Origin of the sequence: Staphylococcus lloydii, from assembly GCF_015775975.1 — a bacterium.
Classification (GTDB): Bacteria; Bacillota; Bacilli; order Staphylococcales; family Staphylococcaceae; genus Staphylococcus; species Staphylococcus lloydii.
In genome coordinates, this window is record NZ_CP064056.1 from 2,354,056 (window position 1) to 2,378,639 (window position 24,584).

At 32.8% G+C, this 24,584-nt stretch carries 22 protein-coding genes; 10 read left to right on the forward strand and 12 right to left on the reverse strand.

Going from position 1 to position 24,584, the window contains the following annotated elements:
- The first annotated feature begins 100 nt into the window (after nt 1-100).
- The 3 genes from gltC (at nt 101) to ISP08_RS11620 (ending at nt 2,978) form a co-directional block, all read left to right on the forward strand.
- Nucleotides 101-988 (forward strand): glutamate biosynthesis transcriptional regulator GltC, encoded by an 888-nt coding sequence (gene gltC, locus ISP08_RS11610; RefSeq protein WP_048792320.1) that lies wholly within the window; start codon nt 101-103, stop codon nt 986-988.
- A 95-nt stretch (nt 989-1,083) separates the two neighbouring features.
- Nucleotides 1,084-2,196: a YibE/F family protein gene (locus tag ISP08_RS11615; protein ID WP_195718713.1), complete on the forward strand. Its 1,113-nt coding sequence runs from the start codon at nt 1,084-1,086 to the stop codon at nt 2,194-2,196.
- On the forward strand, nt 2,193-2,978 hold the full coding sequence (locus ISP08_RS11620) for a YibE/F family protein (protein WP_195718714.1): 786 nt from the start codon (nt 2,193-2,195) through the stop codon (nt 2,976-2,978). The genes ISP08_RS11615 and ISP08_RS11620 overlap by 4 nt, the downstream gene beginning before the upstream one ends.
- 34 nt (nt 2,979-3,012) lie before the next feature.
- Here ISP08_RS11620 and ISP08_RS11625 read toward each other — a convergent pair whose 3' ends face one another.
- The 3 genes from ISP08_RS11625 to ISP08_RS11635 form a co-directional block, all read right to left on the reverse strand.
- A complete protein-coding gene (locus ISP08_RS11625; RefSeq protein ID WP_195718715.1) occupies nt 3,013-4,257 on the reverse strand; it encodes an ammonium transporter in 1,245 nt (414 codons plus the stop codon).
- Nucleotides 4,258-4,355: 98 nt separating this feature from the next.
- Complete coding sequence (locus tag ISP08_RS11630) at nt 4,356-4,823, reverse strand: GNAT family N-acetyltransferase (RefSeq protein WP_195718716.1); 468 nt, start codon at nt 4,821-4,823, stop codon at nt 4,356-4,358.
- Nucleotides 4,824-4,832: 9 nt separating this feature from the next.
- On the reverse strand, nt 4,833-5,219 hold the full coding sequence (locus tag ISP08_RS11635) for an NUDIX hydrolase (protein WP_048792325.1): 387 nt from the start codon (nt 5,217-5,219) through the stop codon (nt 4,833-4,835).
- Nucleotides 5,220-5,386: 167 nt separating this feature from the next.
- Between ISP08_RS11635 and ISP08_RS11640 the strand changes: the two genes are divergently transcribed.
- A complete protein-coding gene (locus tag ISP08_RS11640) occupies nt 5,387-5,653 on the forward strand; it encodes a hypothetical protein (protein WP_048792326.1) in 267 nt (88 codons plus the stop codon).
- Nucleotides 5,654-5,700: 47 nt separating this feature from the next.
- Here the strand turns inward: ISP08_RS11640 and ISP08_RS11645 are convergent, their stop codons facing one another.
- From ISP08_RS11645 to ISP08_RS11680, 8 genes are all read right to left on the reverse strand, one after another.
- Nucleotides 5,701-6,687: a LysM peptidoglycan-binding domain-containing protein gene (locus ISP08_RS11645; RefSeq protein ID WP_195718717.1), complete on the reverse strand. Its 987-nt coding sequence runs from the start codon at nt 6,685-6,687 to the stop codon at nt 5,701-5,703.
- Between the two features lie 275 nt (nt 6,688-6,962).
- Complete coding sequence (gene gmpC, locus ISP08_RS11650; protein WP_195718718.1) at nt 6,963-7,802, reverse strand: dipeptide ABC transporter glycylmethionine-binding lipoprotein; 840 nt, start codon at nt 7,800-7,802, stop codon at nt 6,963-6,965.
- Between the two features lie 20 nt (nt 7,803-7,822).
- A complete protein-coding gene (locus tag ISP08_RS11655; RefSeq protein WP_195718719.1) occupies nt 7,823-8,482 on the reverse strand; it encodes a methionine ABC transporter permease in 660 nt (219 codons plus the stop codon).
- 1 nt (nt 8,483) lies between these two features.
- Nucleotides 8,484-9,509: a methionine ABC transporter ATP-binding protein gene (locus ISP08_RS11660; protein WP_195718720.1), complete on the reverse strand. Its 1,026-nt coding sequence runs from the start codon at nt 9,507-9,509 to the stop codon at nt 8,484-8,486.
- Nucleotides 9,510-9,699: 190 nt separating this feature from the next.
- The gene (locus tag ISP08_RS11665) at nt 9,700-10,167 is read right to left on the reverse strand and encodes a GNAT family N-acetyltransferase (RefSeq protein WP_195718721.1); all 468 of its coding nucleotides are present in this window, start codon (nt 10,165-10,167) and stop codon (nt 9,700-9,702) included.
- Between the two features lie 330 nt (nt 10,168-10,497).
- A complete protein-coding gene (gene lip, locus ISP08_RS11670; RefSeq protein WP_195718722.1) occupies nt 10,498-12,741 on the reverse strand; it encodes a YSIRK-targeted triacylglycerol lipase in 2,244 nt (747 codons plus the stop codon).
- 342 nt (nt 12,742-13,083) lie between these two features.
- Nucleotides 13,084-14,415 (reverse strand): sodium-dependent transporter, encoded by a 1,332-nt coding sequence (locus tag ISP08_RS11675; protein WP_195719344.1) that lies wholly within the window; start codon nt 14,413-14,415, stop codon nt 13,084-13,086.
- A gap of 270 nt (nt 14,416-14,685) precedes the next feature.
- Nucleotides 14,686-15,246 (reverse strand): TetR/AcrR family transcriptional regulator, encoded by a 561-nt coding sequence (locus tag ISP08_RS11680; protein ID WP_195718723.1) that lies wholly within the window; start codon nt 15,244-15,246, stop codon nt 14,686-14,688.
- Nucleotides 15,247-15,408: 162 nt separating this feature from the next.
- On the opposite strand from ISP08_RS11680, the gene icaA reads away from it, so the two are divergent.
- From icaA to ISP08_RS11710, 6 genes are all read left to right on the forward strand, one after another.
- On the forward strand, nt 15,409-16,638 hold the full coding sequence (icaA, locus tag ISP08_RS11685; RefSeq protein ID WP_195719345.1) for a poly-beta-1,6 N-acetyl-D-glucosamine synthase IcaA: 1,230 nt from the start codon (nt 15,409-15,411) through the stop codon (nt 16,636-16,638).
- Nucleotides 16,602-16,904, forward strand: a complete 303-nt coding sequence (gene icaD, locus ISP08_RS11690) for an intracellular adhesion protein IcaD (RefSeq protein WP_048792336.1) — start codon at nt 16,602-16,604, stop codon at nt 16,902-16,904. Before icaA ends, icaD begins: the two co-directional genes overlap by 37 nt.
- On the forward strand, nt 16,901-17,761 hold the full coding sequence (gene icaB / locus ISP08_RS11695; RefSeq protein ID WP_195718724.1) for an intercellular adhesin biosynthesis polysaccharide N-deacetylase: 861 nt from the start codon (nt 16,901-16,903) through the stop codon (nt 17,759-17,761). Before icaD ends, icaB begins: the two co-directional genes overlap by 4 nt.
- Complete coding sequence (gene icaC, locus ISP08_RS11700; RefSeq protein ID WP_195718725.1) at nt 17,748-18,839, forward strand: polysaccharide intercellular adhesin biosynthesis/export protein IcaC; 1,092 nt, start codon at nt 17,748-17,750, stop codon at nt 18,837-18,839. Before icaB ends, icaC begins: the two co-directional genes overlap by 14 nt.
- 182 nt (nt 18,840-19,021) lie before the next feature.
- Nucleotides 19,022-20,329: a branched-chain amino acid transport system II carrier protein gene (gene brnQ, locus ISP08_RS11705; RefSeq protein WP_195718726.1), complete on the forward strand. Its 1,308-nt coding sequence runs from the start codon at nt 19,022-19,024 to the stop codon at nt 20,327-20,329.
- Between the two features lie 123 nt (nt 20,330-20,452).
- A complete protein-coding gene (locus ISP08_RS11710; RefSeq protein WP_195718727.1) occupies nt 20,453-20,827 on the forward strand; it encodes an iron chaperone in 375 nt (124 codons plus the stop codon).
- A 62-nt stretch (nt 20,828-20,889) separates the two neighbouring features.
- On the opposite strand, the gene ISP08_RS11715 is transcribed toward ISP08_RS11710, so the two are convergent.
- Nucleotides 20,890-24,477, reverse strand: coding sequence for a YSIRK-type signal peptide-containing protein (locus tag ISP08_RS11715; RefSeq protein ID WP_195718728.1), 3,588 nt, complete (start codon nt 24,475-24,477; stop codon nt 20,890-20,892).
- Nucleotides 24,478-24,584 lie beyond the last annotated feature (107 nt).

A 24,584-nucleotide genomic window follows, 5' to 3' on the forward strand; every position in this document is an offset into this window, starting at 1 on the left:
TAGCTTATACTATATATCACCTTATTATTCTGTTCAATATATAAAATAGATGATATTATTCTAATTATTAGAACGATTGTGCGAGGAAGGGTGAAAACCATTGGAAATTAAGCAATTACGTTATTTTATAGAAGTTGCTAAACGCGAACATATTTCTGAAGCCGCATTAGAACTTGATATTGCTCAATCAGCAATCAGTAGACAAATAACACAATTAGAAGAAGAGTTACAAATCACTTTGTTTAAAAGACAAGGTAGAAATATCTATCTAACCGAAGCAGGACAAACGCTTTTTACGGAAGCTAAAAAAATTATAGAACAGACCGAGTCAACGATACGATTATTCCATAATCAATCAGAACTCGATAATTTTACAATTAAACTGGGGTATGTAAACAGTTATATTTCTCAAGTACTGTCATTACTCATCCAAACTTTTGAAAATGCTAGCGACACAAAAATCGAACCCATGTTAATGGAAGAAACTGAAATTGCTAATGCAATTTTCTCTAATCAAATCGATGTTGCACTAATGGATTTAACGCCTGACATTAAACATAATAATGACGTTGAAGTTATACCGTTATTTGAAGAAACATATCATATATACGTACCAAAAGATAATCCTATAGCAATGGCAACAAATCCCCCATTGTCACAATTTACAAACACACAAATATATCAACTATACAGTATGCCTTCGAACATTATACAAACAATAGAACAACAAACTAAAAAACCAGTTCGTACCATTACACATAAACAACTCGCAAAGTATTTATTAACCAAAAAAAGAGGCTATATTATTGCGCCTTCATACCAAACGCTAGATAAAAACGATCAACAATGGATTGAAATCTCTCTCGAACACACACAATTAAAACGCACAATTTGTTGTGCGTTACGTAAAGACAATCATAAACACGACATCAAAGAATTAAAGACGACGATCAACAATTTACTAAGTAGAGCATCAACCTATCATTAAAATAAAATACGCTAACCGTAGTATAAATTTTTGAAATATTACTACTGCGGGCGTATAATCACGTTGTCAAAATAAGTAGGTTTGGAGTCATATTCATGAATTTAAAATCAAAGTTCAAGCGTCCATTTAATTGGATTATTCTTATTTTTTGCGTCTGTTTTATCGGTTTGTTTTTATTTACTTTAGTAAATGATAAATTCTATCATATGCCTATCGGAAAAATTACTGACGTACAAAATGTCAAAACATCTAAAGTAACGGATGAACATCATAATTCAGATACAAAGCATCAACAGGTACTGACTATACATATGTTGAATGGCAAGTTTGAAGGCCAAACAGCAAAAATCAAAAATTCATATGTATCCTCACAAGCCGACAGTGAGAAATTCTCTAAAAATAATAAAGTTCTTATGCACATAGATAAAAAACCAAGTGACGGCTATATCTTGGAGAAAAAACGGGATAGTTTAGTCGTCGTTGTAACTGGTATATTTTTACTAACAATACTTTTAGTAGGTAGAAAAGTCGGTTTACAGTCTATTTTATCCTTAATTATAAATACAGCAGCGGTACTTTCAGCCATTGCTATTCATAACGTTGCGCCAGATTTTAATTTGTTTGGCTTAATGAGTATAGCAATAATTGTTTCTACAACATGTACATTACTCTTAGTAACCGGATGGCATTGGCGAACGTTAGTAACAATCGTAAGTACATTGCTAGGCACCTTTATTTGTATCGGTATCACACATCTGGTCATAGCACTTACTGGTGGAGAAGGCTTAAAATTTGAAACAATGACCTTTTTAACACTACCTCCTAAAGAAGTCTTTTTAACTTCAGTTATCGTCGGTTCTTTAGGTGCTGTAATGGACGTAGCAATAACTATAGCAAGTGGCATGTATGAAATATTACGACGTAATCCAAATATAGAAATGACACGTTGGGCATTAGCTGGTCGTAATATCGGACAAGACATTATGGGAACGATGACAAACATCCTATTATTTTCTTACTTGTCAGGTAGTTTACCGATGATATTACTCTATATTAAAAACGCCAATACCATCACTTATACATTATCAATGAATTGGTCCTTAGAAGTAGCACGAGCGATTACTGGTGGTATAGGTATCGTCCTAACAATCCCTGTAACCATCTTACTAATGCAATTTGTTCATAAATTGAGAGGGGCGAAACAATGAATGCAATAACTATTTTAGCCGTTATTCTCTTTGCATTGATGATTATATTTGGTGGCAAAAAAGGGTTAGTTTCATTTTTAACGTTGTTTTTAAACTTTGTAATTCTTTTATTCGCTATCATTTTCATCGTATTAGGTGCACCTGTCTATATCGTAACCGTAATTTTTTGTATTGCAGTTGCTGCCTGTAACTTATTCGTACTTAATAGTTACAATATCAAAACTAAGGCCGCCTTTTACGCTACAATATTAACAACTATCATTTTAATCGCCGGTATCTACCTATCTGTTTCTATAGGTCATTTACAAGGATTCACGACAGAACAACAAGACGAAACGTATGTATTTTCGATGAACATAGGTGTCGACATGGTTAAATTTATGGTCTTCACTGTTTTATTAGCCGTGATTGCAGCTGTGATCGACTTGGCAATAACGATAAGTTCGCCTATTTATGAATTGTATGAAACGAATAATAATTTATCACAGGCTGATTTGTTCCATTCCGGCATGCGTGTAGGTCGAGAAATTTTAGCTACTTCAGCCAACACGATTTATCTCGCCTATTTCGGTGGCCAATTAACGTTATTCTTTTGGTTTTTTAAATTGAATTATTCGTTCGGCCACATTATAAACTCTAAAATTTTCGTTCAAGAATTTGTATCTATTATATTAGGCGGGATTGCAGTGGCAATTAGCATACCGATTACAGCTTGGCTAACTGCCAAAATGATTAAATCTAGCAAACACCCCATACAAACTACAGAAGAATATAACGAATAAAAAAACCAAGATATTAATATCTTGGTTTTTGTTCTTAATAACGTCTATTTAATTTGTTTAATTCTCCATTAAAATAAGCATTTTCACCGTGCACTATGCTATCCAAACCTTTTTCTTCTTCCACTTCTGAAGTACCAAGCTCAGTTACAAAACTAATAACTTTAGCGATACAATACGTCACTACACCACTAAACACAATCGTCGCAATTACGGCAACAATTTGTACGACTAGCGCCATAATATTACCGCCAAAGATGACACCGTTACTTATAGAGCTATTTACACTATGAGATTGAAACACCGCCGTTAAAATCGCTCCGACTACACCACCAATACCATGAATTCCGAAGGCATCTAATGCATCATTATATTTCAATTTAACTTTGATATAATTAATTGCAAAATAACAGCATACACCACCGATGATAGCAATAATAATTGCACTGCCATAACTCACAAATCCAGCTGCAGGTGTAATAGCTACTAGACCAGCTAACATTCCAGATAACATACCTATGAGACTTGCCGTTCTTTTCTGAACGTATTCTACAATAGACCAACCAAGGGCACCCGCGCTTGCTGCTAGTACCGTGTTAACGAATGAAGTTAATGCGATCGAATCAAAAGTATAAGCACTTCCTACGTTAAAACCATACCAGCCTAACCAAACAAATATGCCTCCAATTAACGTAATAACTAAATTATGTGGTGGTCGTTTATCGAAATTCTTCCCAGCACCTATCATGACTGCCAGTACTAACCCCGAAACCCCTGAAGATATATGTACTACTGTTCCGCCAGCATAATCGATAGCACCAATATGATCAATCCAGCCACCGCCCCAAACCCAGTGTGCTACAGGGCTATAAACGAGCAATACCCAACAAAAAACAAATATTAAATAAGGAATAAATTTCATCTTTTCGGCTATGGAACCAGACAAAATTGAGACTGCTATGGTACAAAACATTAATTGGAACAACATGAATAAGGCTAAAGGGACATGTGGAGATAAGTCTTTTTGAACGTCGAACCCAACATGATTTAATCCTAAATATGTAAGATCTCCAAAGAGCGCATTCCCTTGACCAAAACTAAAAGAAAACCCGGCAATCACCCACGCAAATGTAACAATAACAATGGCAGACATACTTTGCATCACCGTATTCAAAACGTTTTTCGATTGTACTAAACCACCATAAAACAGACTTAAACCCGGTGTCATCAACCAGACAAGTAACGTGCACAAAAATAAGAATAATGTATCATAAACACTCATTGCATCCACTCCTTTGTTTTGGATAATACAATGGCGTTTAGCTAATAGCAAAAATGAGTCATGAAATGTTACTTAATGTGTAACATTTCATGACATGGCTATATAGTATATTTTAAAATATGTACTGGTTTACCTTCTAAATCAGCATCTCCTACATAACAATAATCACATTTCTTATATAGTTGTAATGCGACTTCATTGTCGGTATTTACCGTTAAATAAATTTCATCTACCGTCGGAAATGTATCAGCAATATACACCGGTAAATTTTCAATTACAGCTTTACCAACGCCTCTTCCTCTGAATTCGCTGTCTACACTAAAAGACCTGAAGAAAATAGCATTTGGATTATCTGTATAAGGTTTAACCCCTTCTCCGATATGTAGCGTAAAAAAGGCGACACACTGCTGATTATCGTTAAAGACTAATGTTGGAAATCTTTCTGAATTTTTTTGTGCTAACTGGATGTTTTCCGCAGGTGTCTTTGTAAAACGTCTATCACTTTCGACAATATTGAAGTTCTTAATATAGCGCCATGATGACAATGTGTATTTTGTAAACATCATATTATCCACCTACGCTTTCTCAATTTGTTCTATCCATGTTAATACGGCAGGTGCAATGTGTTCCGTTTCTGATTTCGACATCCATTTTACAGCCGTAATTTCATTGCACGAACGTATATTTTCCCAATCTATTGTATCTGTAGTCTTATAACAAATAAGTTTGGTTAATGTATTTTTTTGCGGATAAGCTTCGCCGATCACTGTATTAATATAACTCAATTTATTAGGATTGAGCGTCACATTTAATTCTTCATCAATTTCACGGATGAGTGCTTGTTCATAAGTTTCGCCTTCTTCAATTTTTCCTCCTGGAAAATAATACTTCGCCCTATCTCTCGCTTGAACGAGTAATAAGGCATCACCCTTTTCAACTACTAAACATACACAAGTTATCATTATTACCCCTCATTTATATCTCAATTATTTTTACACTGTTATAAGTTATGTTATCATATTGTCTTGTAAAAATGAGATATAGCGTATTTAATATTATCTATGATTAAACTAAATATTTATATAATTTTAAACATTAATCCACAGTAATATCAGGAGGTTATAACAAAATGGCTATAAAAAATAACATTAATCGCATATCAAACGCAGTGAATTTTGCTGGTATAGCGATTGATGGTTTCAACTGGTATGCCTATCATTCTAGAAATAAAAAGTTATTATACGCTAGTATGGCAATATCTACTATAGGTGCTACTTTAGACTTTTATACAGCTTTAAAGTCTCCGAAAAAATTTGCTAAAGTATTTTCAACGTTTACTTTTGCTAGCACATTGTTAACTACGGCTAAACGTATTAAATCTTTACGTAACGATTAAAAAGCAGTTTATTTAGCTTAAAGCTAAATAAACTGCTTTTTAATATCTTAGTGAATAAATTTGTAACTAGAAACTTGTGTTGCTGGAATTGTTCTAAATGTTTTAGTTCCTGGCGCAGCACTATAGTTCATTTCTGAAACATAAATGCTTCCATCACTATTTACACGTTCAACGAACGCTACATGTCCATAATAACCAGCATCTGTTTGCAAAATAGAACCTACTGTAGCACGATGATCTACTGTATAACCATCTTGTGCAGCTGCTGTATCCCAATTGTTCGCATTCCACCAATATGTACTAATGCCTTTGCCAACTTCAGCACGTCTATTGAATACATGCCATGTACATTGTCCCCAATCATATAAATTAGCATGATTGAATATAGGTGTATTATAACCAGATGAAGCAGTAGATGATCCAGTTTTAGTTGTTGTACTTGTACCAGGTACTTTTAATTTTTGACCTGGATAAATAATAAAGTTAGATAAACCATTTAGTGATTGGATCTTTTGGTATGTTGTACCATATTTTGATGCGATCACTGATAAAGTATCTCCAGATTTAACTGTGTATGTAGATGTACTAGCTGTACTCGTAGTCTTAGCAGGTGTGTTCGTAGTTGTAGTTGTTGCAGTACCAGATACTTTTAACTTTTGTCCCGGATAAATAACTGTAGTCTTCAAACCATTAAGTGACATTAATTTTTGATAAGTTGTACCATATTTTGACGCAACTGCAGATAATGAATCCCCTGATTTAACTGTGTATGTTTTAGCGGTTGATGTAGTAGTTGTAGTACTCTTTGTACTTGTAGTACCCGAAACAGTAAGCACCTGATTTGGAAAAATCACATTTGAAGTTAACTTGTTTAATGATTTTAACTTACTTACTGATATTTTATATTTATCTGCGATCGACCATAAAGAGTCCCCACTTTTTACTTTATAAGTAGTAGCGGCATCCGCATTCGTTGCTGCTACAGCAGCTAGTGCACTAGTCCCAAAAATAGTAGCTATAATTTTTTTATGCAAAATTCAGTCCTCCCAAACTTGTATTTTTCACGATTCACTTTTACTCACATTCATATTATACAACTTTTATTTTGACATTAGTGTATTATTTATATGACATTATTATTACAATGGTTCGCAAAGCTAAAAAAAATATTTTCTTTTTTTATTGTGTTAAACAATTTTACTTTTTTTAAAAGTTAATCATATCATATGACTCTAATGCTTCTTAATATAGGTTTTTTATTAAATTTCATAAAAAAAAGTGAAGGTTCGCCCTTCACTTTTTTTACATATTATTTTGCTAATCGTTGCTCAATTTCTTTAATTTCTTGTTGAGATAAATCGACTGATTTTTCGCCATCTTTCGTATCTTCTTTAAGTGCCTTTTGCGCTTCTTTAGAGTGATATAACTTAATTATTTCTTTATACGTTTTATTATCTTTATCTTTATCATTTATAGCAATTACGTTTATATACGGTTCAACCGCTTTAGATGAAGTTTTCTCTTGGAATAATGGGTCTTTTTTCGGATCTAATCCCGCTTTTGATGCAACGCCATTATTAATTACTGATAAATCAACATCTGATAACGCACGCGCCGTTTGTTGCGCATCTACTGCTTTTATTTTCAAATGCTTAGGATTATCTTTAATATCTTTAATAGATCCTGTTAAACCGAAACCTTTGTCTAATTTTATTAACCCAGCAGCTTCTAATAACTTCAATGAACGTGCTTGATTAGACACGTCATTAGGAACAATAACTTTGGCTCCATTTTTCACATTTTTGATATCTTTTATTTTATCAGAATAAATTCCAAGCGGAGCTAGAACCGTAGTACTAGCAGCAGAAATTTTAGCATTTTTATGCGATTTTTTATATTCATTTAAGAATGCAAAGTGTTGGAATGCATTCATATCGATGTCCCCATCACTTAATGCTTTATTAGGCACGTTATAGTCTGAGAATTGCTTGATTTCTAAATCAATATCTTTATCTTTGGCTAATTCTTTTACTTTTTCCCATGCCTTAGTATCATTTGATGCAACGCCTACAGTTACCTTTTCTTTCCCACCTGAACAAGCAGCTAAAACAACCAATGCTGCGACGACTAAAAATAATAATTTCTTCATTACGCATGTCCCCTATATATTTAATTTCTTCTAATTTTTTTAGACAAATAATTTCCTAATGACTGGATAATTTGAACTATAATAACTAACACAACTACTGTAATAATAATGACTAATGTATCAAAACGTTGGTAGCCATAGACAAGAGCTAAATCACCAATACCTCCGCCACCAACAGCACCAGCCATAGCTGTACCGCCAATCAAACCAATTATTGCCGTCGTAATGGCTAATATTAATGAACCGAGCGCTTCTGGCAATAAGAAATGCCATATAATTTGAATAGGAGAAGCTCCCATAGCTTTAGCCGCTTCTACAATACCATCATCAACTTCTAATAGTGAGTTTTCTACTAACCGTGCAATATAAGGTGCAACATACACAGTCAATGGTACGATTGCTGCAGTTGTACCTATAGAAGTACCTACCAATAACTTCGTAAATGGTACGATTGCTATTAATAAGATAATAAAAGGAATAGATCTCAAAATATTGATTATTGGGTTTAAAATTTGATGAAGTACTACGTTGGGCCAAACACCGTTTTTACGTGTAACAACAAGTAATATACCCAATGGGATACCTATAATAGCACCAATTATTAATGATACAGTTACCATATAAAGCGTTTGGTATAATGCTTCAAACAATTGACTACTGTCGATACTCGATCCGAACATGTTAGTGCACCTCCTCAAATGATATTGCTTTAGTGTCAAAGTATTGTTTAATACTTTGTTCATTAAAACTATTATCTCGTTCTATTCTTAACCACAAATAACACACCGTCTCATCTTGAATCGTAGACATTGATGAGAATAAAATATTAACATTTAAATGATAATGTCGGGTAAGTTCATTAATAATAGGATGATTAATTTGTGCGGAATCTAAAAATAACTTGTAGTCTTGATAATTATCGTCATCTCGGCTGTCAAAAGTTTGCTGTAACTCTTTTGAAGGTTCTGTTGAGATAACTGTCGACACAAAGTTTTTAGCCGTCTGTGTTTGAGGGTGGCTGAAAACTTGCTTAACGTCGCCTAATTCAACTACACTACCACTTTCCATAACAGCTACTCTATTACATATTTTTTGTATTACGCCCATTTCATGGGTAATAATCAATATTGTGACACCGAACGTTTTATTAACTCGTTGTAATAAATCTAAAATTGAACTCGTTGTAGCCGGATCCAAAGCACTTGTTGCTTCGTCGCATAAAAGTATTTTAGGGTTAGTGACCAATGCACGAGCAATTGCTACACGTTGTTTTTGTCCACCCGATAATTCATCTGGGTACTGATCTTTTTTATCTGCTAAGCCAACAAAATCAAGCATTTCTTCTACTTTTTGTTTTATTTCTGATTTATTTTTTTTACTTAAAATCAGTGGCATTGCTACATTTTTGTAAACTGTTTTAGCATTTAACAAATTAAAATGTTGGAATATCATGCCAATTTGCTTCTTTACAGTACGTAATTCTTGTTCTTTATATGTATCCAACTCATGTCCATCGACTATGACTTGTCCTTTTGTGGCTCTCTCTAATTGATTGACCAATCGAACGAGTGTACTTTTACCAGCGCCACTATAACCAATTACTCCAAATATATCATTCTGCTCTACAGTAAATGACACATCTTTTAATGCGTGAATGGTCTCTTTTTTCTTATGAAATCTCTTGTCAATATTGCGAAACTCAATCAACGCTAGCACCTCCAATATTCCTTATTATTCTGATAAGATTATATGAATTATATGGTATTCACTATATATCGTCAACACTATTTTCTGATTTTTTCGAATCTTTATTTATTCTATTTAATCTATTGCTACTTATTTCATTAATGATGAAATTCTACATAAATAGGATTGGGTACTTAACAGCACCCAACCCTTATAAAGTTAGTTCCATAATGATTAATGTTCCTTTTTCTCCTAATACTCGACGACCACTATCAACAAACCCACCATATTTATATAATTTTTGTGCCGCTTGATTTTTTTCATTTACTGCCAATATCACAGTTTCTATCTCAGGATAGTTTTGGTGCATAAAATCTGGCAGTAATGTTAATGACGCTTTGCCGTAGCCTTTACGTAAATGGCGTAAGTCGGTTGAATATGAACGCATAAGCCATGTTTGTTGATTGGGATAGTATTCGTGAAATTCATGGTCTTGCTGCAGTCCAAAATAAGTAACAATCTCATCGCAATCATTCAATAATAGCATTGGGTGATTTCTTTTACCCTGTTGCTTATATATATTTTCTAATGGACGACCAGTAAATTGAAGTTGCGCTTCAGATAACTGATAATCTTCAAGCTGTTTAAAATATGATGTGGTATATTCTATTAGTTTCATTACTTTGCCCTCCTAGTATTGTTCAACAATTTAGTTTTTAATATTTGGTCCATTTTATCGCTTAGTATCTTGATTTTTCCTTCATATTTACAACAATACGAGACGCCTATAATATTGCCATTTGTTGGTGCTCATTGTTCTTGTGAAATTTCTATTTATTTACCCTTTTTTAGATATTCATAAAATATTGCCGAATACAAAAACAACCTGATTATATAATCAGGTTGTTTTATAACTTATGAAAATATTGATTTAAGCACTCTAAATATTGATGCTAATAATCCCACAAAATCTCCAGTCATAGTATAGCCTCCTTATTCAAATTATTAATCAAGTTACTTGTTCATCACGAACAAGGTCTGCAGCTAAATTATGCCAAAAGTCTTGTAATTCTTTTCTACTATGTGTGGCATCCAAAGTATCTTGCCCCACAAAGTCGACGTGATCCCAACCATGACGTACAGGTGTAACTTGCCATACGCCTTTTTGTACCTTATCAGTTGCATCCGTATAAGGTTGATTGAAAGGATGTTGTGAAGAAACAACAGAAACAAGACCGTCATTTTCGCGCCAATCTTTTTCTTTAGCCTTGCCTATAACATTAGATGTTAATGCAAATGGTAAGTATAAATTTAAATCGGCTCTTTGTCTGCCTAGTAATGAAGTATGTGTCGCTTCTCCTGTATAAGTTTTATATACAATATTAGGATTGATCGATGTTTGACGATTTAATTCCGTAGCGCCTTCCCTTGTTAAGTCATAAAGCGCATTGTCTTTAGTCGTCCACAACTTACTCATTTCTTTAACACGTTTTACATAGTCTATAAATGTTTCATCTGGGCGTTGCTTGAATCCCCATTGATCCAAGCCAAAATTAACATTCGTAAGTTTATTACTTCTTAATTTCACAAAATCATAAATAGCTTGACGTACAATCGCTTCATTACCGAGTTCATCTGCTGCATGTGTACCATTATGTGGTGTACCTAGAGTCGTAATTGAAGAAATCATATTATCATGATCTCCTTGGTATAGTGGAGAAATTGTACCACCATGTTCTTTTTGATAATCAATCTCCTCTTGGTTACCATTTCTTAGTAATTCTTCTAATTGGCGTACAGTTTGTCCCCCCATGCTGTGCCCTACTAAATGGACTTTTTGACCTGGTTGCCAATCTTTATAAACGCCTTCATACGTATTACCGTATCGTTCATGACCGTATTTAGCAGCATGAGCAGCACCATAATCAACGCGACCGCCTTTAATATAGTAATAAAGTTCCACAGCTCTATCGTAATTACTACTCAATGCGCCGATACTTGCTTCATATGCCTTATAACCATTTTGTTCTAAGTCTTGTGTAATATTCAATTTATCTCCACCCCAGTAATGAGATAAAACGATAGGATTTTTATCATCAGTAAACCCATTAAAACCATACACTAAAATAATTGGATCCTGATTTTTATATTCTCCTTGCTTCGCTTTTTTACCAGGTTGATCTGTTACATTTTCTGATTCACGTTGTGTCGTTTTTGTATTCGTTGTAGCAACAGCGTTATTTTTTAAAGACTTGATACCGTCTGCCGGTGCCTTATCATCTTTATGATTTGCTGTCTTTTCAGCTGCTAACTTTTCTATACTGTCATAAGATGCACTATCCTGCTTGTTACTAGTAGCTGTGCTAGTATCTTCGTCATGTTCAGTTACTTTGTTATTATTAACATTCTCACTTTGGTTCGCTATTTTATTTTTATTTGATGCATTTAATGAAGTTTCTTTATCTTGTTGTGTTGCTACTGTTGTTTGATCGTTTATAGCATCTTGTTTATTTTTTGTTGTTTCTTGTGTGCTTGCATTTAATTCATCTGTTTTATTGTATAAGTCTTGTTCGTTTTCGATGTCTTGTTGCTTATTTGATGGTTCTTCTACATCTTTTGGTTTATCCTTCTTACTATTATGTAAAGCTGTATCTACTTCATTTTTCTTATCATCAACACTATCATTATTTTTTGTATTTTGTTGATTTTCTTTATTAGAAGTACGATTATCTTCACTTTGTGTAGCTTTATTTACTACTTGTTCTTTGGCATCATTTTCATCTGTTTGTTCTGTTGTTTGGTTGTTGTCATTATCGCTTGTCTGCTGTTGTTTTGATAAATCAGTTTTTGAAGAAGCTTGTTGTGATTCTTGCTGTGAAACTCCTTCATTAGTTTCATTTTTCTTATCATTAATTGATTCATTATTTGCTTCTGTTTCTCTATTCTCTTGAGCTTGCTTAGTTTGTGCATTGTGCTCGTTCGTTACATCTATTGAATTATTTGTATTAGCGACGTTTTCGTTATTATGTACAGTAGTATCATCTACATTATTTTGTTGCCCCTCGTCAACTTTCGCACGGTTACTTTGATCAGGAGAGGTCGTCTCCGTCTTGTTGTCATTATCTTGAATGGCTTGTTGTGACTCATCAGCAGACGCCGTTCCAGCACCTATAAAAAATAAAGATGCAATAACAATGGACGATACACCTACGCTAAATTTTCTTATACTATACTTTTGTTGTTTGTCTTTCATTTCTAACACCTCTATTAAACAGTTTAGTTACTACAAAATTCAATTTTTCGTCCTTTTGTCTCAATGGAAAATCAAAATATAAAGTTAAGCAATTTTATCTAATTTAGCACGCCCCTTATTATTTTAATTTGATCGTTATCACAAAAATTATGAGTCGCAAAATGCAACCGCTTACATATAGATGTTAAAAAATATTCTATATAAATATTTATATAGAATGAAATGTAATAAAACTTTACTATAAGTTTTTATTATAGTCAATAGTCAAGTACAATTTAATTTTTTATAAAAATGTTTTTTAAAAAAACTTTGTGGTAAAACACCACAAAGCTTCTAAATTATTTAGATAAATTGGACGATAAAGATAACAACAATAACCACAGGTAGTACGAATTTAATCAATAAATACCATGGTATGAACAATTTAAATTTGTCTCTACCAAAATGCGCTTTGAGTTCTTCTATTTTCAATAAATGTCCCACTACTAAAGTCGTTCCTAACGCACCTAATGGCATTAATATATTAGAAACGAGGAAGTCCATATTATCGAATATAGATCCAACACCAAATTGTATATGACTTAGACTACCAAACGATAACGTTGCAGGAATACTTAATAGGAATACTAAAATGCTACCTATTACAGCTACCTTTTTCCGTTTTGTATTATCATTTTTGGTAAAGTTAGAAACGTTAAGTTCTAATAATGATATAGAAGATGTTAGCGCCGCAAACAAGAATAAAATTAAAAATACAAAGTAACTCAACGTACCGAAAGACATTTGTTCAAAGACACTAGGTAACACTTTAAACAATAATCCAGGCCCTTCAGTTGGTTTATAACCGAAAGCAGAAATTGCTGGGAAAATAGCTAGTCCTGCTAATACTGATACCAAAATGTTCATGATAACGATTGAGATTGCCGAAGTTTTTATTGTCATTTCTTTCGATGCATAACTTGCGTAAGTAATCATACCAGTCGTTCCTAATGATAACGTAAAGAACGATTGTCCCAACGCGAATAAGATCCCTTTTACCGATATATCATCTAAACGTGGTTCCAATATGTAACGCACGCCTGCCATTGCCCCATCTAATGATAGTGATTTAATGACGATAATAATTAAGCATATAAACAATAATGGCATCATAAATTTCGAAGCTTTTTCTAACCCTTGTTCTACGCCTAACATGACAATAATCATGGTTAATAAGATAAATATACCTTGGCCAACAATAGTAAGCCATGGATTAGTAATAATTTGATCAAAGTTAATTTTACTTAATGCACTGTCATTAAAAGTAACTAATTGCATAAGCACTTTAAATAGATAAATGATTATCCATCCGCCAATAACACTGTAAAAGGCAAATAAAATAAATACAGCTAAGTTACCATTCCACCCAATTATATTTAGCCATTTACGCGCTGTTAATTTTTCATATATTTTAGTGGTATAAGTTCTCCCCATTTTACCAACTGTAAATTCCATAATTAATAGAGGTAGACCTACAAGCAGCGTAAAAATTAAAAACAAAAGTAAAAAGGCGCCGCCACCATATACGCCCGCCATGTATGGAAACTTCCACATTGCACCTAAACCTATAGCAGAACCTGCACTGGCTAAAATAAATCCAGTCGATGTTTTCCATTGCGATTGATTTTTCATAATCGTCATCCTTCTAACTTTATTACGTTAAAGCGTTCAATGAGCGCAGAAAATAATATATCATGTCTAACAAAGGAACTCAATAGAAACAAATTAATTCACATAAAAAAACCTAGTCCTTAATTAAGAACTAGGTTTAATAAATTTTACACATCATTTCATATTCTCAAGTTAAATAAAAATAGTCAAATTTTTATTTTTTCTTAATAGCACACAACGAAAATTTGTGTAATTATTATTACAAATATTTTGGTTTATTACAAAAATATATAATTATTCATTTGTCATTTGATTAATAATTGAATAGACTTCATCTTTAAATTTATTCTTATTTTCTTCCAAATCTCCAAAACGTTCTATGAAAGTGCATCTTAAATACCAACTTTCTAAAAACATCATAATCATATTATGAAATTCTTCTACGTTAATTGAATATTGGTTTTGTTGGTAAAACTTAACTATTTCTTCATCAACTATTTTATGAATACTTTGTATTTTATTATAAATTTCTTCACTAAATTGTTGCGGTATAAAAGCTAATTGAACATAAAGTCTTATATAACGATCTTCCACATCGAAGATGAATTTAAATAAAAATTGATATAGAGCACTATTTGAATAGGTGTTTTCACGCATGTTATTAACAATAAAATCACGTAAATAATTTATACATTCATATGCACTCTCAGTAAAAATTTCATCCTTACTTCTGAAATGATGATATATACTTGCCTTTTTCAAGTTAACTTGATTTGCAATATCGCCTAAAGTCGTACCATAGTAACCTTTTTTAGCAAATAAAGTTATTGCATGATCTATAATCTTATCTTTCAAAACAGTAGCACCTCATTTATGTTTTGAACAATCTTCATTACAAGATATTACATTTAAGTAACAAATGTTGCTGTTTAAGTATAGCAATTTTAAGTTGCAAAAATAAACAGTTTAAACTAATATTAGTTTCCAGAACTACCGAACGGAAGGTTGGTTGTGTAAATAAAATATTTTAATTTTTTATTATTTTATCCCATTTTTATGTCGATTTATTGGATTGTCGGCTCTTTAATATACTACTTAAGTAAAGAGTTTGGCCGTTCAAAAAAATTATCTCGTTATGATGATGAATTAGGAATCTCATTCTTGATCGCTTGTTATAACGAAGGTGAAACAATTAGAAACACGCTTCATAATGTCTTGGCTTTAAATTATAAGAATAAAGAGATCATCGTTATTAATGATGGTAGTTCTGATAATACGGCAGACATTGTACGTGAGATGCTAAATGAATATGATTTTAAATTTGTAGATTTATTAAATAATAGAGGCAAGGCAAATGCACTAAATGCTGGTGTTACACATGCCAAATATGATTATGTTATGTGTTTGGATGCTGATGCCATTGTTGACCAAGACGCGCCTTATTGGATGATACGCAATTTTAAAAACGATCCAAATCTAGGGGCAGTTACAGGAAACCCAAGAATTAGAAATAAAAGTTCAATTTTAGGTAAAATTCAAACAATCGAATACGCTAGTATCATTGGTTGTATCAAACGCAGCCAATCGCTATGTGGTGCAATAAACACTGTTTCTGGTGTATTTACGCTCTTCAATAAACGCGCATTGGAAAAAGTGGGTTACTGGGATACCGACATGATCACAGAAGATATAGCAGTTTCATGGAAATTACATCTCCACAATTTTCAAATTAAATATGAACCGAATGCTTTTTGTTGGATGTTAGTTCCAGAAATGTTGGGAAGTTTGTGGAAACAGAGAGTGCGTTGGGCTCAAGGTGGACATGAAGTTATATTGAGGGACTTTATAGCAACAATGAAATCAAAACGCTTCGCACTTATCTTTTTAATGATTGAACAACTATGCTCAATTATCTGGGTATATTTGGTTCTTATATACCTCGCCTTTATAATTATCTCAGCAAATTTCTTTGACTATTATTTCTTTAAATACAGTTTTTCAATATTCTTACTGTCCGCTTTTACAATGACGTTTATTAACATTATTCAGTTCACCATTGCTTTAGCTATAGACAGTCGTTATGAAAAGAAAAATCTCTTTGGTTTAATCTTCTTAAGTTGGTATCCAGTTATGTATTGGCTAATTAACGCCGCTGTAGTTATCTTTGCATTACCAAACGCAATCAAAAGGAAAAAAGGAGGATACGCGACATGGTCAAGCCCAGACAGAGGAAATATCCAACAGTAACATCAACGCTTAATCTATTTCGTGAAAGTGTACTAATATTGGTTTCATTAGTTTTTTGGGTCTATTGTTTAACAGTTATCGTTGTATATTTGGGAACGCTTTTCAGATCAAATATTGAGTCCGTGGCATTAATTAGGGTTGTACTAAATATAGAAAGTCGCGAGCTTATTAATTTACTTACGTCTATGGGAATTTTCACAATTTTTATCTTTCTATTATTTATAATACGAATGATCATTAATAAAAAGGCAGATAGATATACATGAAAACAACTAAACTAATTATATCCTTGTTACTTGTCGTTACATTCACATTAATCGCCTATTCACATAATACTGAAGCGAAAGCCAAAAAGAAATTAGATTATAGTGATAATAGTCTTCTAGCTTTAAATTATCATAGAGTAAGAAAGGACAATCTTTATAATAACTTTTTATTAAATTTTTCAAGCAGTAAAGAATTGAAAAATTATAGTGTTTCTTCAAAGCAATTCGATTCACAAATTAAATGGTTAAAACAGCATCATGCTCGCTTTTTAACACTTAATGAAGTTATAAAATACAAGAAAAAAGGAAAGTTCCCGAAACGGAGCGTATGGATAAATTTTGATGATATGAATCAGGATATATATGATAATGCTTATCCTATTTTGAAAAAGCATAAAGTTCCGAGTACTGGGTTTGTGATAACGCAACACGTTGGATCACAAGATTTTCATAATTTAAATTTAATCAACATTAATCAACTTAAAGAAATGAAAGATTCTGGTTTATGGGAATTTGCTTCTCATTCAAATAATCTTCATGATTTACAAAAACATGATAAACCTAAATTTTTAACAGTACCTCAAAAGCAACTTACAGAAGATATTAAAGACAGTAATCAATATCTACATCAAACATTCAATATTAACAATAAAGCTATAGCTTACCCTTATGGTCAGATGAATCGCTCAAGCATCCCGGCTGTAAAGAAAGCAGGCATAAAATATGGATTCACCTTAGAAGAAAAACCTATTACACCAAATACTAATAATTATTTATTACCGAGAATACTCGTCAATCAAAATTCATTCAATAAATTAATAAAACGTTGGGATGGTTTTCATAATGAAGAAAAATAAGATTGAACTTGTTTATCTCAGAACTTTTACATGTATGATTATAATCGTCACCCATCTTTTAACACAGCTAACATTAGAAAATGAACATATCGATCAAAATTCATTAAAATTTCTTTATTATTTACGTAACCTTATTATTTTTGGGACACCTGCTTTTATAATGTTGTCTCAATTACTAACGACACTCAGTTATAAACAAGTAAACATTCAATACCTTATTAAACGATTTAAATATATATTTATACCTTATTTAATTATGGGCACATTTTATAGTTACAGTGAAGCACTATATACAGCTTCATCTTTTAAACATCAATTTTTAGAAAATGTAATATTAGGCCAATGGTATGGCTATTTCATTTTAATAATAATGCAATTTTTCATCTTAAGTTATATCATTTATAAAATTAACCATAAGTTATTTAATAGTAAGGTTTTATTGATCGCATCATTTATAGTACAACAAACATTTTTATACTTTTTTAACTCGCATGAACAATTTCATGATGCATTTTTACATTACTATCCATTAAGCGAAAACACATTTATTCTTGGTTGGATATTTTACTTTTTCGTAGGTGGATTTATCGGATATAATTATCAAGCGATATTATCATTTTTACAAAATTATATTGTCATTGTTATAACACTTGCTGCTATAGCATATATTGTGTTTATAACCGCCTATCCTCACGATTATTGGAATGTCACAAGCTTTACAGATACTTTAACTGTATTTAATGTTCTTATGTTTTTACTATTATTAGGCATATGTATTCATTTCAATGAACTAATGTACAACAGTGTCGCCATAGTAAGTGCATTTTCATTCTTTATTTACTTGTTACACCCAATTATTTTGGAATCTTTATTTAAATATACAAGTATTTTCGAACGTCATACAGTCGTCTTTTTAGCAATTTCATTACTACTCGTATTAGGTATCTGTATAGGCGTTGGCACATTTTTAAAAGAATTTAAAATCTTTAGGTTCGTAATGGGTAAACAACCTTACAATTATTATATGAATATTAAGCAAACCAATAAGACTATTGATAGAGATAAGCAATCAGTTTAATAACATTTAGCTTATACAGAATTAAAGACATTACTTTTTAGTAATGTCTTTTTTTGTGAATTTGAAAGTCTTGTTATCAGAAAATTCTTTGTACTCTGTACAATACTATGTTATGCTATATTCGTTTTTCGGAAATTTAATTTTCTAGAATATTTAATATAAAAATAGTTGGAGACATCAACATGAATAAAATAATTATAATCTCAGGATTAATGCTTTTTTCATTCTTTTTTGGAGCAGGTAATCTTATTTTCCCACCTATGTTAGGTTATACTGCACAAAATCATATGTGGTTAGCAATGTGTGGCTTTGCTATCACAGGTATTATTATGCCATATTTAACAGTTATCGTAGTCGCCTATATGAACGGCGGCGTTGAAAGTATTGGACGTAAAGTACATCCGATATTCGGTCTAGTATTCGCAATATGTGTCTACCTATCTATTGGTGCTTTATATGGTATACCACGTGCCGCTAACGTAGCATATGAAATAGGAACTAAAAATATTTTGCCCGTACATAATCACTTTACACTAATTATCTTCTCATTATTATTTTTCTTTGTAGTTTATATTGTCTCATTATATCCTAATAGAATTGTCGATAATTTAGGTAAATATTTAACACCTATATTAATATTTATTATTTTATTACTATGTGTACTCGTCTTTATTCACCCGGAAACATCTATAAAACACCCTACCGGTGAATATGTTCATATGCCAGTCGTTTCAGGTGTGCTACAAGGTTATTTCACTATGGATTTAGTTGCTGCACTCGCATTTTCAGTAGTCATCGTCCAAACATTTAAACTAAATGGTATTTCTGAACACAAACAACTAATGACAAGTGTCGCTAAATCTGGTTTTATTTCTGCCATTCTTTTAGCAGTAATCTATTTTTCATTAGCTTATTTAGGTGCAACAACAGTACATCACGACTTTAAAAATGGTACTGATATTTTAACTTATAATACATTACGCGTATTTGGACCTTTAGGCAATCTTATTTTCGGAATCATCGTAATACTTGCTTGCCTAACGACTTGTATTGGTTTAGTGAATGCATGTTCAGCATTTGCAATGAAAAAGTTGACTAAGATATCTTATAAAAAATTCGTTTTACTCTTTTCATTACTCGGTTTTATCGTATCAATACTAGGTTTAAATTTAATCTTACAAATAGCAGTACCATTATTAACATTTATTTATCCAACATCTATCGTTTTAGTGTTAATGTCCTTTGTTAGTATGTTTATCAAAATCGAATTAAAATATGCTTTTATTATTCCAACAATTATTACTTTGGTTATATCAATTTTGCAAATTTTATCCGATTTCAATATTAGTAAAAACATTAACGCCTTGTATAAACTCTTACCATTTTCAAATTATCAATTAGCGTGGCTACTGCCATTTATAATATTAGCTATACTAGGACTAATCATAGATTATTTCCTAAGAAATAAATCCCAACAAAGCATGTCTTAATACATTGATTTGTTCTTTCAGTTAGAAACAATACATTTCAACTGATTAAATAGTATAAGTAATATATACTGATGCTAACAGTTGTTATTAAATATTGGACAACTGATTAGGAGGCTATGAAAAATGGCAATATTTAATGAATATTTACAAACGATAAAAGACGACAACCATAGAGATAAACTAACAACAATATTTAATTGGATTCATGAAAATTATCCAGAACTAGAAACTACAATAAAATGGAATCAACCAATGTTCACACACCATGGCACATTTATAATTGGATTTAGTAGCGCTAAACAACATTTTTCCATTAATCCAGAAGCCACAGGGATGAAACAGTTTAGTCCTCAAATAGAACAAGCTGGCTACAGTCAAACTGCAAATTTATATCGTATTTTATGGACACAAGAAGTAGACTATAAATTACTGAAAAAGATTATAGACTTCAAAATATCCGAGAAACAAGATTATACAAACTTTTGGGTGAAACAATAATACCTACAACAATCAAGGCATACCATCAATTTTTATTGATGGTATGCCTTTTATAATTAGTATTAATCTTGTTGCTTTTTACGTCTACCTATTAAAGCTATAGTACCTAATAATGATAATACTGCACCTAGCATTGGTGTAGTGGCTGGAGTACTATCCCCAGTATTTGGTAATTTCTTATTAGATGCATTTTGTTTATTTTTCGTTGCAGACGTAGTAGTTTTTCCTTGTTTCATGTTTTGTGCAGTTACAACATTCGCCTTATTATTTGTCGCTGCCACTTTCTGAACTTTTTTAACATTAGCTGCTTTTGGCGTTGATTGCATCATATTATTAGCTTTCGCTACACGTGAATCATCATTTTTCACTTTATGGCCTTTAGATTGGTCTAATGCTAATTTTCCATTTTTATTTAAGTTGTGATCAGATGGATTAGCTTTTGGTTTTGTAGCTAATTTACTTGAAGCATCTCTTGGAGGTTGTGCTACTTTATTTTGACCCTCTTGTTTACTCATATTTTGTGGCTTTTTAATATCTTTCTGCGCATTATCTTGTGATTTCATGTCTTTCATTTTAGGTGCTTGATCACCCGATTGTTTTTGGTTGTCTTGTGGTTGGGCCTGACCATTACTTCCATTATCTTCCCCTAACGGAACATTATTCATCGGTTTATCACTGTTTCCTTCGTTTTGCTTACTATCTCCTCTATCTTTAACCTCAGGCTGTGGCTCAACAGTTGGTGGTACTGGCGGTTGGTTACTATTTTGACCCTCCGATTCACCCATGCTTTGTGGCTTTTTAATATCTTCTTGCGGGTTGTCTTGTGGTTTCATATCTTTCATTTTAGGTGATTGATTACCCGATTGTCCTTGATTGTCTTGTGGTTGGGCTTGACCGTTACTTCCATTACCATTTTCTAGTGGAGCACTATTCATCGGTTTATTACTGTTTCCTTCGTTTTGCTCACTGTCCTGTTTATCTTTCATGTCTGGTTGTTGATTAGTAGATGGAGGCGCTGGTGGTTGGTTATTATTTTGTCCCTCTGATTCACCCATGTTTTGTGGCTTTTTAGTATCTTTCTCCGCGTTATCTTGTGGCTTCATGTCTTTCATTTCAGGTGCTTGGATACCCGATTGTCCTTGATTTTCTTGTGGTTGAGCCTGACTATTACTTCCATTACCATTTTCTAATGGAGCATTACTTAATGGTTTATCACTGTTTCCTTCGTTTTGCTCACTATCCTGTTTATCTTTCACGTCTGGTTGTTGATTCGTAGATGGAGGCGCTAGTGGTTGGTTATTATTTTGTCCCTCTGCTTCACCCATGTTTTGTGGCTTTTTAGTATCTTTCTGCGCATTATCTTGTGGTTTCATGTCTTTCATTTCAGATGCTTGATTACCCGATTGTTCTTGATTTTCTTGTGGTTGGGCCTGACTATTACTTCCATTACTATTTTCTAGTGGAGCATTACTTAATGGTTGATTATTATTTCCTCTATTTTGTTCACTACCTTCTTTATCTTTCGCGTCTGGTTTTGGATTATCTTTTTGTTTGTCCTGATTATTACTTGCATTGCCATCTACAATCGGAACATTGCTTAGTATTTGATTAATGATTCCATTGTTTTGCTTACTACTCTCTTTATCTTTTACTTCTGGTTTCGGATTGTCTTTTTGTTTATCCTGACTATTATTTGCATTGCCATCTACAATCGGAACATTGCTTAGTATTTGATTAATGATTCCACTGTTTGGTTTACTATTTTCTTTATCTTTTGCGTCTGGTTTTTGCTGTGAATTTTGATTTTGTTGAGACGACTGAGATTGTGAATTAGACATCGCATTAGGAACTTCTTTTGGTGATGGGTTTTGAGAACCTTGAGTATTATTACTAGGCGGTACTACACTCGTATTATTCGAGGATGCATTTCCACCTTTATTTTCGCCTTTAGGAATTTCTTGCTCTTTTGAAGAGTCATTATTATTTGGTGCAACTGAATCATTAGTTTGTGGTTTTACTTCCGATTTGTTTTTCGGACGTTCTGGTAAAAGCCAACCAGCTAAATCGGGGCTTACTGTTCCATTATTACTACCATAAGGCGATAACGGTGAAACTGGTGGTACTACACTCGCATTATTTGAAGATGTATTTCCGCCTTTAGGAACTTCTTGCCCTTTCGGAGAGTCGCTATTATTTGGTCCAACTGAATTATTATGTTGTGGTTTCGGCTTTACTTCCGATTTGTTTTTCGGACGTTTTGGTAAAAGCCAATCAGACAATTCAGGACTTATTGCTCCATTATCATTACCATAAGGCGACCCGAAAGGCGATGGTGATGGTGATGGGGCTAGTGGTGCCGATGGCTTATTATTATTTTGACTTGGTTTCACTGTATTCTTATTTGGTTGAGATGGTGGACTTGGTAAATTTTTAACAAGCGGTATTAATGTGCCATCTCTTAGCGTTACAGTGCCATCTTGGTCTACACTTTCGACAGATCCTTTACCAAAAATTTCTTCAACTGATTCTTTCAATTGCTTTTTCAGTTCATCTGATACTCCATTTTGATCATCTTTTACGTCAGGTTGTTTCTCCTTGGATGGTGATGTTGAGGTTGATGGTACCGTTGGCTGTTTATTATTTTGACTTGGTTTTACTGTATTCTTATTTGGTTGAGATGGTGGATTTGAGAATTTACCTACAAAAGGTACTACTGTGCCATCTCTTAGTGTAGCAGTGCCATCTTGGTCTACAGTTTCCACAGAACCTTTACCAAAAATTTCTTCAACCGCTTCTTTTATCTTTCTTCTCTGCTCATCTGTTGCGCCATGTTGTTTACGGTTGTCTTTTGGCTGGACCTTACTTTTACTTGCATTACCCTTCTCTAGCGGACTACTATTAATCGCTTTATCATTGGCTGTATCGTTTTGCTGACTAACTTGATTATCTTTTGCGTCAGGTTGCTTCTTAATAAATGGTGCCGTTGGCTGTTTATTATTTTGATTATCTTGTGTACCCTCGTTTTGTGGCTTTTTAATATCGTTCTGGGCGCTATCTTGTGGTTTAACACCTTTCAATTCAGGTGATGGGTTACCAGATTGTTGTTGGTTGTCTTGTGGTTGGACCTGACTATTACTTGTATTACTACCTTCTAGCGGAACATTGCTATTTACGCCATTTTGTTTACTAGCTTGATTATCTTTTACATCAGGTTGTTTATCAGTAGCTGGTGGTGTTGAGACTGGTGGTACCGTTGGTTGTTTATTATTTTGACTGGGTGACTTTTTAGGCTTAGCTGGGGAACCTGAGAAACTACCAATAAAAGGTATTTTTGTGCCGTCTGATAGCGTAACAAAACCATTTTTGTCTACACTTGCCACACCTTTACCTAAAATCGATCCAACTGTTGTTCCTAATTTATTCCTCTGTGCAGTTGATGCTTTGCCTTGTTGAACTGCTGGTTGGTTACTTTGTGTAACTTTTGCTGAACTAATTTGTTTATTTTCTCCTTCAGCAGCTTCAATTGTGTCATTGTATAATCCAAATATTAAAACTGAAGAAACTAATGCTGAAATAACGCCTACTTTGTACTTTCTTAATGAATAATTTTTGTAATTCTTTTTACTTAAATCATTAAAATATCTCTTCATAGTGGCATCGAAATCTCCTCTCTACACTTAAAAAATTATTTTCTGATGTTATTATATTCTTCTGATTTTTATTGAGAAGTCGAATTAGTAAAGTAGTAAAATCTAGC

Bases quoted from the DNA above. Each gene is read 5' to 3' on its own strand.
- ISP08_RS11615 (WP_195718713.1), top strand. From the start codon at position 1,084: ATGAATTTAAAATCAAAGTTCAAGCGTCCATTTAATTGGATTATTCTT.
- ISP08_RS11620 (WP_195718714.1), top strand. From the start codon at position 2,193: ATGAATGCAATAACTATTTTAGCCGTTATTCTCTTTGCATTGATGATT.
- ISP08_RS11625 (WP_195718715.1), bottom strand. From the start codon at position 4,257: ATGAGTGTTTATGATACATTATTCTTATTTTTGTGCACGTTACTTGTC.
- ISP08_RS11630 (WP_195718716.1), bottom strand. From the start codon at position 4,823: ATGATGTTTACAAAATACACATTGTCATCATGGCGCTATATTAAGAAC.
- ISP08_RS11635 (WP_048792325.1), bottom strand. From the start codon at position 5,219: ATGATAACTTGTGTATGTTTAGTAGTTGAAAAGGGTGATGCCTTATTA.
- ISP08_RS11640 (WP_048792326.1), top strand. From the start codon at position 5,387: ATGGCTATAAAAAATAACATTAATCGCATATCAAACGCAGTGAATTTT.
- gmpC (WP_195718718.1), bottom strand. From the start codon at position 7,802: ATGAAGAAATTATTATTTTTAGTCGTCGCAGCATTGGTTGTTTTAGCT.
- ISP08_RS11655 (WP_195718719.1), bottom strand. From the start codon at position 8,482: ATGTTCGGATCGAGTATCGACAGTAGTCAATTGTTTGAAGCATTATAC.
- ISP08_RS11665 (WP_195718721.1), bottom strand. From the start codon at position 10,167: ATGAAACTAATAGAATATACCACATCATATTTTAAACAGCTTGAAGAT.
- lip (WP_195718722.1), bottom strand. From the start codon at position 12,741: ATGAAAGACAAACAACAAAAGTATAGTATAAGAAAATTTAGCGTAGGT.
- icaD (WP_048792336.1), top strand. From the start codon at position 16,602: ATGGTCAAGCCCAGACAGAGGAAATATCCAACAGTAACATCAACGCTT.
- icaB (WP_195718724.1), top strand. From the start codon at position 16,901: ATGAAAACAACTAAACTAATTATATCCTTGTTACTTGTCGTTACATTC.
- icaC (WP_195718725.1), top strand. From the start codon at position 17,748: ATGAAGAAAAATAAGATTGAACTTGTTTATCTCAGAACTTTTACATGT.
- brnQ (WP_195718726.1), top strand. From the start codon at position 19,022: ATGAATAAAATAATTATAATCTCAGGATTAATGCTTTTTTCATTCTTT.
- ISP08_RS11710 (WP_195718727.1), top strand. From the start codon at position 20,453: ATGGCAATATTTAATGAATATTTACAAACGATAAAAGACGACAACCAT.
- ISP08_RS11715 (WP_195718728.1), bottom strand. From the start codon at position 24,477: ATGAAGAGATATTTTAATGATTTAAGTAAAAAGAATTACAAAAATTAT.